This window comes from Azospirillum sp. UFLA03-27 (genome assembly GCF_059803775.1).
Window position 1 is genome coordinate 1 of record NZ_JAUQTX010000222.1, and the last position, 10,967, is coordinate 10,967.

Genomic DNA, 10,967 nt, shown 5'->3' on the forward strand with positions numbered 1-10,967 from the left:
GTTATAGTCTCGTGGGCTCGGAGATGTGTATAAGAGACAGGGCCGTAGAAGCCCGGCCCGCCGCCCAGCATCGGCCCGGCGACGATGGGCAGCAGCGCCCATAGGGCGCTGGCGCAGGCGAAGAACAGGCCGGCGCGCAGGAAGACGCGGTGCAGCTCCTTGCTGGCGCGGGCGTAGCGCAGCCCGGCGCGCAGCGCGCCGCCGAACTGCTCCGACAGATCGTCGCGGGCGTCGGGGGTGCGCCGCCACCACAGCAGGGCGGCGATGACGATGATGTAGGAGGAGACGTCCACCGCGTAGGTGGCGGCGGCCCCGGCGGCGGCCAGGATGGCGCCGCCCGCCGCCGGGCCGATGGCGCGGGCGATGTTGATGCCCAGGCTGTTCAGCGCCACCGCACCCTTCAGCTCGCCGCGCGGCACCAGTTCCGGCACGATGGACTGCCAGACCGGCGCCATCAGCGCCGCCCCGATGCCGCCGAGGAAGGTCAGCCCGGCGATGGAGGCGACGCTGGCGACGCCCAGCGCCGCCTGGATCATCAGCGCGGCGCTGACGCAGGCGAGCAGGCATTGGATGACGATCAGCATCCGCCGCCGGTCCATGATGTCCGACAGCACCCCCGCCGGGATCGCCAGCAGGAAGATGGGCAGCGAGCCCGCCGCCTGGATCAGCGCGACGGTGGAGGGCGATCCCGACAGGTCCAGCACCAGCCACGCGCTCGCCACGTCGCGCATGAAGGTGCCGACGTTGCCCAGCACCGCCGCCACCCACAGCACGGCGAACAGCCGGTTGCTCAGCGGCGCGAAGGCCCCTGCGGGTTTTTGTGCCGGCGGCTGTGCGCCAGGGGTTGGGACGGCCTCGGCGGTCATGCGCGCCCTCCCCGGCGGTGGGCGTTGCGGTGGGTCAGCACCGCGGCGGCCGCGAAGCCGCCGACGATGGCCAGATGCTCCAGGAAGGTGGCGGTCTGCCGCGCGCGGTCCGGCCCCTCATAGGTCCAGAAGGCGTGGGCGAGCAGCGTGGCGACCACCGTGAAGCCGGCGAGGATCCCGGCGCCGAGCCAGCACCAGCGCCGTGTCAAAAACAGCGCCGACCCGCCGAGCTGGGTGACGATCACCGCCACCGCGACGAGGACCGGCAGGCCGAGCCCCAGCCCCGCCGCCTCGGCCACCGCGCCGTTGAAGTCCGTCAGCTTGACCAGTCCGCTGACCAGGAAGGGCGCCGCCAGCGCGAGGCGGGCGAGCCAAGCGGTCCCCGGCCAGTCGAGCAGGGCGGCGACCGGCGCAGCGGCGGCGTCCTTGCGTGTGGAGAGGGTGTCGGCCATCGTTGCGCTCCCCCTCACACCGCCCAGCAGCCGCAACCGAACACGCCCCAGAAGCTGCGCGCGTCGGACGAGGGCACGTCGGCGCCCAGCGCCGCCGCGTGGTCGTGGCCGTGCACCGCACAGCCGGAGTGGCAACCGCACTCCGCCGCCTGCCGCTGCGCCGTCCTGGGGTCGCGGTGATAGCCGCCGACCGTGGCGACCGGCGACCAGTCGGGCATCGGCTTGGGCAGCGGCGGGGCGAGGGTGTTGTAATCGCCCTCGCCATGCACCACGGCGCCGCCCAGCAGGGTCAGGACCGAGCGGATGTGGGGGATGCGGTCCTCCGGCACGGCCATGTAGTCGTCGCTGAGCAGCGCCGCGTCAGCGAGCTGCCCGGCCTCGATCCGGCCCTTCTTGCCCTGCTCGTTGGAGAACCAGGTGTTGGCCTCCGTCCACAGGCGCAGCGCCGTCTCGCGGTCCAGCCGGTTCGCCATCGAGTAGAGCGACAACCCGCCCACCGTCTTGCCGGTGACCAGCCAGGACAGCGAGACCCAGGGGTTGTAGCTGGCGACGCGGGTGGCGTCCGTCCCCGCGCCCACCGGCACCCCGGCGGCCATCATCTTCGCGATGGGCGGCGTGGCCTCGGCGGCCTTGGCGCCGTAGCGCTCCACAAAATATTCGCCCTGATAGGCCATGCGGTGCTGCACGGCGATGCCGCCGCCGAGCGCCGCGATGCGGTCGATGTTGCGGTCGCTGATCGTCTCGGCGTGGTCGAAGAACCAGTTCAGCCCTTGCAGCGGGATGTCGCGGTTGACCTTCTCGAAGACGTCGAGCGCCCGGCCGATGGTCTCGTCGTAGGTGGCGTGCAGCCGCCACGGCCAGCGCCGCTCGGCGAGCAGGCGGACCACCGGCTCCAGGTCAGTCTCCATGTTGGGCGGCATCTCGGGCCGGGCGACGCGGAAGTCTTCGAAGTCGGCGGCGGAATAGACCAGCATCTCCCCCGCCCCATTCAGCCGGTAGCGGTCGTCGCCGTCGCCCGGCTTCACCGTGTCGGACCAGGTGGCGAAATCCTGCAATTCCTCCTTCGGCTTCTGGGTGAACAGGTTGTAGGCGATGCGCAGGGTCATCTCGCCGTCGGCGTGCAGCTTCTCGATGATCGCGTAGTCGTCGGGGTAGTTCTGGAAGCCGCCGCCGGCGTCGATCACGCTGGTCACGCCCAGCCCGTTCAGCTCGCGCATGAAGTGGCGGGTGGAGTTGACCTGATACTCCTCCGGCAGCTTCGGCCCCTTGGCGAGGGTGGAATACAGGATCATCGCGTTGGGCAGGGCGAGCAGCAGGCCGGTCGGATTGCCCGCGGCGTCGCGCTGGATCTCGCCGCCCGGCGGGTTGGGCGTGTCCTTGCCGTAGCCCACCGCCCGCAGCGCCGCGCCGTTCAGCAGCGCGCGGTCGTAGAGGTGCAGGATGAAGACCGGCGTGTCAGGGGCGGCGGCATTCAGTTCCTCCAGCGTCGGCAGGCGCTTCTCGGCGAACTGGTGCTCGGTGAAGCCGCCGACGACGCGCACCCACTGCGGGGCGGGGGTGCGGGCCACCTGGGCGCGCAGCATTGCCATGGCGTCGGCCAGAGTCGGCACGCCGTCCCAGCGCAGCTCCATATTGTAGTTCAGGCCGCCGCGGATGACGTGGATGTGGCTGTCGATCAGGCCGGGGATCAGGCGGCGTCCCTTGGCGTCGATCACCGTGGCGTCGGGGGCGGCGGCGGCGCGCACCTCGGCCTCCCGCCCCACGGCGAGGAAGCGTCCGTCGCGGATCGCCACGGCGTCGGCCTGCGGATTGGCGCGGTCGAGCGTCGTGATGCGGGCGTTGACGATCAGAAGGTCGGAAGACGGCATGGCGGCATTCCCAAGGCGGGTGAGCAGGGGCGAGGCGAGCAGAGTGGCGGCGGCGCTTCCGGCGATGGCGCCGCGGCGACCGATACCGGGGCGACCGTTTCCGGTGTGGCCGGTCATGCCCGGCCCCGCGGGGGTGCGTCCGCGGCCGGGGCCGGCGGATTAGCTGCATCGGGAGCGGCATTGCCCGCCTGCGGCCCCAGGATGTGGCGCGCGCAATCGTTCTGGATGAAGGCGAGAACCGGCTGCCCGGCGATCAGCCGCTTGACCACCGGCACCGCCTGCTCGCCGACCAGCATGCCGAGCAGGCCGATCAAGGCGATGGTGGGCGGTGCTGGGGAGCGGACACCGAGCAACGCGTAGAGGACGCCGACCAGGATGCCGGCGCCGAGGGAAAGCAGGTAAGGCATCATGGCGTGCCTGTTCTTCGTCCGGATGGGCGGGAAGAGGCGGACCGGCCCCGGGGAGGATCGGGACCGGCCCGCCGCGGCGCAGGGCATCGGGCGCCGCAAAGCAAGTGCCGGGGCTCGGCGCCGCGATCAGGCGGCGGCGCTGTGGCCGCCTTCCGACGCGCCGAACATGGTCTTGGCGTAGATGATGCCCAGGCCATAGGCGCCGCCGTACTTCTTGGCGATGCCGGTGGTCATCTCGTAGGTCTCGGTGCGCGCCCAGTCGCGCTGCAACTCCAGCATGTACTGGAGCGAGGTCATCGGGCGGACGCCGGCCTGGACCATGCGGTCCATGGCGCGCTGGTGCGCCTCGACCGAGACGTCGCCGCAGGCGTCGGCGATGACGTAGACCTCGAAGCCCTGGTCCAGCGCCGACAGCGTCGGGCCGACGATGCAGACCGAGGTCCACAGGCCGCAGAAGACCAACCGGGTCTTGCCCAGGCCGTTCACCCGCTTGATGACGTTCGCATCCTCCCAGGTGTTCATGGAGGTGCGGTCGGTGACCTCCGCCCCCGGGAAGGCTTCGGTGATCTCGGAGAAGATCGGGCCGGAGAAGCTCTTTTCCGCGACGGTGGTCAGGATCGTCGAGACGCCGAAGCCGGCGGCGGCGTGGGCGACCAGCGCGGTGTTGGTGCGCAGGGTCGTGGCATCGATCGAGTGGGTCGCGAAGGCCATCTGCGACTGATGATCGATCATGATCAGCGCGTGGTCCTTCGGCGAGACGAGCAATTTGCCGGGAGTCGCGGTGGCGGTGATGGTCATGTCTCTATCCCCGTTGTTTTTGGCGCCGGTGCCAATGGCGTTGCCTCTGACGATGTCTGTGGCCCGGCGGTGTGTCGAAGCATCGGTCAGGGACGGAGGACGGCGACATTGAACTTGCGTTTGCGGGTCCTATACCTTGGTATATCAGGCCAAGGCGCCGCTCGCCGCCGGTGCCGGTCAGGGTAAAGGGACAGGACAAAGCGACAGGGTTGAGGGAAGACGTGACCCGACGGCCAAGCGAACGACGGTGATGCGCACGAGGGATGTCCCCGGAGACCAGCGGTTTCTTCTGGCGACCTTGCCCCCCGGGGCGGGGCAGACCCGGCTGGCCATCGTCACGGTGGCGGGGCTTCTGGCCGCGCTGGCGATCACGGCGCCCTTCGCCCGCCTGACGCTGGACGGAACGGCGGTCCTGCTGCCGGCCTACGCCACAGCCGTCCTGCTGACCGAGCTGATGACCGCTGTCCTGCTGTTCGCGCTCTACGCCACGCAGCGAACGCCGGCCCTGCTGGCGCTGGCCGCCGGCTATCTGGTCACGGCCTTGCTGATCGTTCCCTGGGCGCTGACCTTCCCCGGAGTCTTCGCGCCGACCGGGCTGCTCGGCGCCGGTCTGCAGAGCACGGCCATCGTGGCCGCCGGGCGCCGCATCGGGCTGCCGCTGTTCATCCTGGCCTACGCGCTGCTGAAGGCGGTGGAGGCCGGCCCGCGCGAGGCGCACCGCCCGGCCCTCCCCGCCATCGCGGGCGGCGTGGCGCTGGCGGCGGCGCTGGCCGGGGGCCTGACGGCCTTCGCGCTGGCCAACGACGCCGTTCTTCCCCGGCTGATGGTCGACACCATGCGGGAAACGCCGCTGTGGCGGGTCGTGCCGGTGACCGCGCTGGCGCTCTGCGCCGCCGCACTGGCCGTCCTGTGGCGGCAGCGGCGCTCCGTTCTGGACCTCTGGCTGATGGTCGTCCTGGCCGCCTGGGCCATCGAGACCTGCCTGCTCAGCTTCATCAGCGGCGGGCGCTTCAGCGCCGGCTGGTGGTCGGGGCGGCTGTTCGGGCTGGCCGCTTCCAGCGTCGTCCTGCTGATCCTGCTGGCGGAGATGACGACGCTCTATGGGCGGCTGGTCCGCTCGGTGGCGGCGGAACGGCGGGTGCGCGACGCGCGTCTGGCCAGCCTGGAGGCGCTCTCCGCCTCCATCGCGCACGAGGTCAACCAGCCGCTGGCGAGCATGGTCACCAACGCGGGCGCCGGACTGCGCTGGCTCGACCGCCCGTCGCCCAATCTGGTGGAGGTGCGGGCGGCGCTGAGGCGGATCTCCGACGACGGCCACCGCGCCGCGCGGGTGATCGCCTGCATCCGCGATTCCTTCCGCAAGGCGCCGCCCCAGCGCAGCCGGCTGGACATCAACGGCGTGATCCGGAGCGCGCTGGACCGCACGGAGGGCGAGCGCCGCCTGAACCGGATCGCCGTGCGCACCGACCTTCAGCAGAGCCTGCCGCCGGTCAACGGCAGCCCGGTGCAGCTCGAGCAGGTGCTGCTGAACCTGATCGCCAACGCCGACGACGCGATGGGCGCGGTCACCGACCGCCCGCGCGTGCTGAGCATCCGTTCGCGCCGCCGCGGCCTCGCGGACGTCCTGGTGTCGGTGGAGGACACCGGCACCGGGTTGCAGGCGATCCAGGAGGAGCGGCTGTTCGAACCCTTCTTCACCACCAAGGAGCATGGAATCGGTATGGGGCTGACCATCTGCCAGTCGATCGTGGAGGCCCATGGCGGCCGGCTGTGGGTGGCCGCCAACCAGCCCCACGGCGCCGTCTTCCGCTTCACCCTGCCCGCCGACGACAAGCCGGAGCGGCCAGCGGCGGGCGCCGCCCTGGAGCGGACGCGATGACCGACCGCACCGTTTCCGACCGGTCCCCCGCAACCATGGAAACGCCCTTCGTCGCCATCATCGACGACGATCCGTCAATCCGGGAATCGCTGGTCAGCCTGCTGCGCTCGGTCGGGCTGACCGCCCTGCCCTTCGCCTCGGCGCAGGACTTCCTGCAGCACCGCTGGCCCGACGCGCCGGGCTGCCTGGTGCTGGACGTGCGGCTGCCCGGCCAGAGCGGGCTGGAGTTCCAGCGCGAGCTGACCGGGGCGGGCATCCATCTGCCGGTCGTCTTCATCACCGGCCATGGCGACATTCCCATGTCGGTGACGGCGATGAAGGCCGGCGCCGTCGAGTTCCTGGCCAAGCCCTTCCGCGACCAGGATCTGATCGACGCCGTCCACACCGGCATCGAGCGCGACCGCGACCGCCGCCGCGCCGTCGACGCCCTGTCCGATCTTCAGGAACGATTCCGCAGCCTGACCCCGCGCGAGCGGGAGGTGATGCAGCTCGTCGCCGCCGGGCAGCTCAACAAGCAAATCGCCGCCGAGCTGCAGCTCAGCGAGATCACCGTGAAGGTCCACCGTGCCAGCGTGATGCGCAAGATGCAGGCGCGGTCCCTGCCCGATCTGGTGCGCATCGCCGACAAGGTGACCCCCAACGGCGAGTCCTGACCGGTCCTTGCTTACGATCCTTTGATGAAGGCCAGCACGTCGGCGTTGAAGCGGTCCTGATGGGTGGCCGTCAGCCCGTGCGGCGCCCCCTCGTAGACTGTCAGCGTCGCCTGCGGCGCGATCTCCACGGCGCGGCGGGCCGCCGCGTCGATGGGCACGATCTGGTCGTCGTCGCCGTGGACCAACAGCGTCGGCACCGCCATCTTCCTCAGATCCTCGGTGAAGTCGGTTTCCGAGAATTGCTGGATGCAGTCGTAGGCGCCCTTGATCCCGGCCATCATGCCCTGCAGCCAGAAGGATTGCCGCAGCCCCTCCGACACCTTCGCCCCGTCGCGGTTGAAGCCGTAGAAGGGCATGGTCAGGTCCAGGAAGAACTGCGATCGGTCGTCGTAGGTGCCCTTGCGGATGCCGTCGAAGACCTCCATCGGCAGGCCGCCGGGGTTGGCGGCGGTTTTCAGCATGATCGGCGGCACCGCTCCGACCAGCACGGCCTTGGCGACCCGTCCGGTGCCGTGCCGCCCGATGTATCGGGCGACCTCGCCACCGCCGGTAGAATGGCCGATCATCACCGCATCGCGCACGTCCAGCGCGTCGAGCAGCTCGGCCAGATCGTCGGCGTACTGGTCCATGTGGTTGCCGGTCCAGGTCTGGTCGGACCGGCCGTGGCTGCGCCGGTCGTGGGCGATGACCCGGTAGCCCTGCTGGCCGAAGAACAGCATCTGCCCGTCCCAGGCGTCGGCGCTGAGCGGCCACCCGTGCGAGAAGACCACCGGCTGTCCGCTGCCCCAGTCCTTGTAGAAGATGCGGGTGCCGTCCTTGGTCGAGATCGTGCTCAAAACCCCCTCCATTTTTCGGGCGCGCGAAAGATCCGCGGCGCGAGGGGAAGGCGGACACCGGCCTTTCCATGGGCAGCGCGGAACCTCGTCGGCGTCACAACAGTGCCGAAGGCTGTCCTGCCTGGAAACTATACGGAGGTATCGGTGGCCTGCCCGTGTGTATGGCAAGCCGGTGGAGAGCGGAGCCGCTGAATCACGGGCGGGGAGCCGAGAACGATAAGGCGCGCGAACCAGCGGCGCCACTGTTCGCCCACCGGTGGAAATATTTCGTTTTTTCAATCAGTTCCGGTGCTTTTGTCGGGGATTTATCTCCCTTTGCGTCTTCCGGATGGGACCGGCATCGTTTATCTTCGGGCAACGGTGGGCAGGAAGCCTATCCATCTGGGAAATGAGCGGACGGTTTCTTGGAGGAGCAAAGCTTGCGAATGCTCGTCGCGGTGGTTGATGAACTGCGCCGGCAAAGCCGCAGCGTCATCGTACGTCTTATGCTGTTTGGACTAGTTCTGGTCTTTGTCGGCGCCTGCGCGCGCATCTGGGTCCTGTCCTCCTTCTTGGAGGACAAGATCAACAACCTGACCTCGTCCCAACAGCAATCGACCGCCTCCTATGTTGCCCACGACATCGACGAGAAGATCAAGGCCCGGCTCGACCTCCTGCGCCGCGCCGCCGGAAGCCTGCCGTTGATGGCCCTCGACGATCCCACGGCGCTGCGCGACTGGCTGAAGACGCATCACGAGATCGCGCCACTGTTCTCGCGCGGTCTGATGATCGTCCAGCCGGACGGCCATGGAGTCTTCGCCGATTATCCGGAACGGCACCGCCCGCCCGATTTCGACGTTTCGGATCGCGACTGGTTCCAGGCGGCGCTGGCGTCACGCGAACCGGTGATCGGGCGGCCCGCCCGCTCCGCCATCGACGGACAGCCGATGGTGGTCATGGCGATGGCGGTCACCGACGCCGCCGGAACCCCGGTCGCGGTCATGGCCGGCGCCACCGCCCTGTCGTCGCCCGGCTTTCTCAATCTGGTCCAGGGAAACCGCATCGGGCGCAGCGGCGGCTTCCTGCTGGTTTCCCCCCGCGACAGGCTGTTCGTGTCGGCCAGCGACCACGGGATGATCCTGACCGCGACCCCGCCGGAGGGGGTGAATCCGCTGCACGACCGGGCCATGGCCGGTTACCGCGGCACCGGCATCACCGTCAACGCGGCGGGGGTGGAAGAGCTGTCGGCCATCGCGGCGGTGCCGACGGCGGGTTGGTTCCTGGTCGCCCGCCTGCCCACGGCGGAGGCGTTCGAAGGGGTGCGCGACCTGCAGACCTTCATTGCCACCAACAGCCTGATGATCGCCGCCTTCGCCGTGACCGTGCTGTTCTTCGGCATGCGCCGCTTCTTCCGCCCGCTGACCCAGGCGGCGCGGCGGATGCACCAGATGGCCGACGGGCATGTCGAGCTGTCGCCTCTGCCGGTCCACCGCATGGACGAGGTCGGGGAACTGGCGCAGGGCTTCAACTATCTGCTGGGCAAGCTGAGGGAGCAGGAGGCCGCCCTGCGGGCGAGCGAGGCGCGCATGGCCCACATGGCCCACCACGACGCGCTGACCGAACTGCCGAACCGCACCATGTTCCACGACCGGCTGCAACAGGCCATCGACCGGGCGGAGCGCGGCGGCACCCTGTTCGCCCTGCTCTACATCGACCTCGACGGCTTCAAGCCGATCAACGACACCCACGGCCACAGCCGGGGCGACGAAGTGCTGCGGGTGGTGGCGCGCCGCCTGTCCGGCCTGCTGCGCAAGTCCGACCTGATCGCCCGTATCGGCGGCGACGAATTCGCCATCATCCTGGAGGTGGAGGTGACCCCCGCCGGGGCGGAAACCGTCGCCGACAAGTGCCGGACGGCGTTGGCGGAGCCAATCCTGATCGACGGGCTGCGGCTGCGGCTCGCCCTGTCGATCGGCGTCGCCGTCTACCCGCAGGACGGGCGGGATGCCCAGCAACTCATCGTCCACGCCGATCAGGCGATGTACGCGGTCAAGAGGGGCGCCGCTCGCGTCCCGGCCCTGTAGGAGCGCCGGCTCAGTGGCAGCTTGAACCGCCACCGGCCGGGCCGCAGCCCGTGCACCTGCCGCCACAGCCAGACCCCTTCGGCGCGCCCCTGCCCAGCAGGCGAGCGCGCAGCCCGGCCGGCAGGATCACCCGCCACAGCGTCCACGCCGCGGCCAGCGCCACCACCACCGCGACCAGCAAATCCTGCCACATGGCCGTGCCCTCCCCTTCCTTCACAGCAGCGCAGACGCGAGGCGGTAGGTGATGAAGCTCGCCCCGTAGGCCAGCGTGATCATGTAGGCGAACATCACCGCCGGCCAGAACCAGCCGTTGGTCTCCCGCTTCACCACCGACAGGGTGGCGACGCATTGCGGGGCGAAGACGTACCAGGCGAGCAGCGACAGCGCGGTCGGCAGGCTCCAGGAGGCGGCCAGAGCCCCGGCCAGCGAGGATTGCAGCGCGTCGCCGCTCTCGCTCAGCGCGTAGATCGTGCCCAGCACGCCGACCGCCACCTCGCGCGCCGCGATGCCCGGCACCAGCGCCACGGCGATCTGCCAGGTGAAGCCGATGGGCGCCAGCAGCGGTTCCAGCGCGTGGCCGATCATGCCGGCGATGGAATACTGGATGGCCGGCTCGGTCGCCCCCTCCGGCGCGCCGGGGAAGCTCGCCAGGAACCACATGACGATCATCAGGGCGAAGATCGTCGTGCCGGCCCGCGCCAGGAAGACCTTGGCTCGCTCGAACAGGCCCAGCGCGATGTCGCGCGGGTTGGGCAGGCGGTAGGCTGGAAGCTCCATCAGCAGCGGCTCGCGGGCGCCCTTGAACACCGTGCCCTTCAGAACGAAGGCGACGGCCAGCGCCGACAGGATGCCGGCGGCGTAGAGCGCGAACATCACCAGCCCCGGCAGCCCGACCAGACCGCCCAGCAGCGGACGGTCCGGCACGAAGGCCGCGATCAGCAGCGTGTAGACCGGCAGCCGGGCGGAGCAGGTCATCAGCGGGGCGATCATGATGGTCGCCAGCCGGTCGGCGCGGTTCTCGATGGTGCGCGCCGCCATGACGCCGGGCACCGCGCAGGCGAAGCTGGACAGCAGCGGGATGAAGGCCCGCCCGTGCAGCCCCCTGTCTCTTATACACATCTCCGAGCCCACGAGACTATAAC

At 70.0% G+C, this 10,967-nt stretch carries 11 protein-coding genes; 3 read left to right on the forward strand and 8 right to left on the reverse strand.

All coding sequences use genetic code 11. From position 1 onward, the window contains the following. The 5 genes from Q4I23_RS25250 to Q4I23_RS25270 form a co-directional block, all read right to left on the reverse strand. A partial coding sequence (locus tag Q4I23_RS25250) for an MFS transporter (RefSeq protein WP_498528037.1) occupies positions 1-866 on the reverse strand: 866 nt, incomplete at its 3' end. Next, the gene (locus Q4I23_RS25255) at positions 863-1,318 is read right to left on the reverse strand and encodes a DoxX family protein (RefSeq protein ID WP_498528038.1); all 456 of its coding nucleotides are present in this window, start codon (positions 1,316-1,318) and stop codon (positions 863-865) included. The genes Q4I23_RS25250 and Q4I23_RS25255, both read right to left, overlap by 4 nt. A gap of 14 nt (positions 1,319-1,332) precedes the next feature. After that, positions 1,333-3,303, reverse strand: coding sequence for an amidohydrolase (locus tag Q4I23_RS25260; protein WP_498528039.1), 1,971 nt, complete (start codon positions 3,301-3,303; stop codon positions 1,333-1,335). Further along, positions 3,300-3,596 carry a XapX domain-containing protein gene (locus Q4I23_RS25265; protein ID WP_454017437.1) on the reverse strand — a complete coding sequence of 99 codons (297 nt, stop codon included), beginning with the start codon at positions 3,594-3,596 and terminating at the stop codon, positions 3,300-3,302. The genes Q4I23_RS25260 and Q4I23_RS25265 overlap by 4 nt, the downstream gene beginning before the upstream one ends. Before the next feature lie 126 nt (positions 3,597-3,722). Further along, positions 3,723-4,394: a hydrolase gene (locus Q4I23_RS25270; protein ID WP_014197758.1), complete on the reverse strand. Its 672-nt coding sequence runs from the start codon at positions 4,392-4,394 to the stop codon at positions 3,723-3,725. Between the two features lie 250 nt (positions 4,395-4,644). Between Q4I23_RS25270 and Q4I23_RS25275 the strand changes: the two genes are divergently transcribed. Together Q4I23_RS25275 and Q4I23_RS25280 are read left to right on the forward strand one after the other, a co-directional pair. After that, positions 4,645-6,273, forward strand: coding sequence for a sensor histidine kinase (locus tag Q4I23_RS25275; RefSeq protein ID WP_498528040.1), 1,629 nt, complete (start codon positions 4,645-4,647; stop codon positions 6,271-6,273). Beyond that, complete coding sequence (locus Q4I23_RS25280; RefSeq protein ID WP_014197760.1) at positions 6,270-6,926, forward strand: response regulator transcription factor; 657 nt, start codon at positions 6,270-6,272, stop codon at positions 6,924-6,926. The genes Q4I23_RS25275 and Q4I23_RS25280 overlap by 4 nt, the downstream gene beginning before the upstream one ends. An 11-nt stretch (positions 6,927-6,937) precedes the next feature. Here Q4I23_RS25280 and Q4I23_RS25285 read toward each other — a convergent pair whose 3' ends face one another. After that, a complete protein-coding gene (locus Q4I23_RS25285; protein ID WP_454017435.1) occupies positions 6,938-7,762 on the reverse strand; it encodes an alpha/beta fold hydrolase in 825 nt (274 codons plus the stop codon). A gap of 425 nt (positions 7,763-8,187) precedes the next feature. Between Q4I23_RS25285 and Q4I23_RS25290 the strand changes: the two genes are divergently transcribed. Then, a complete protein-coding gene (locus tag Q4I23_RS25290) occupies positions 8,188-9,825 on the forward strand; it encodes a bifunctional diguanylate cyclase/phosphodiesterase (RefSeq protein WP_498528043.1) in 1,638 nt (545 codons plus the stop codon). A gap of 10 nt (positions 9,826-9,835) precedes the next feature. Here the strand turns inward: Q4I23_RS25290 and Q4I23_RS25295 are convergent, their stop codons facing one another. Together Q4I23_RS25295 and Q4I23_RS25300 are read right to left on the reverse strand one after the other, a co-directional pair. Further along, positions 9,836-10,018 carry a hypothetical protein gene (locus Q4I23_RS25295; protein WP_498528041.1) on the reverse strand — a complete coding sequence of 61 codons (183 nt, stop codon included), beginning with the start codon at positions 10,016-10,018 and terminating at the stop codon, positions 9,836-9,838. Positions 10,019-10,038: 20 nt separating this feature from the next. Next, on the reverse strand, positions 10,039-10,967 hold a 929-nt coding region (locus Q4I23_RS25300; protein WP_498528042.1), incomplete at its 5' end, for a nucleoside recognition domain-containing protein.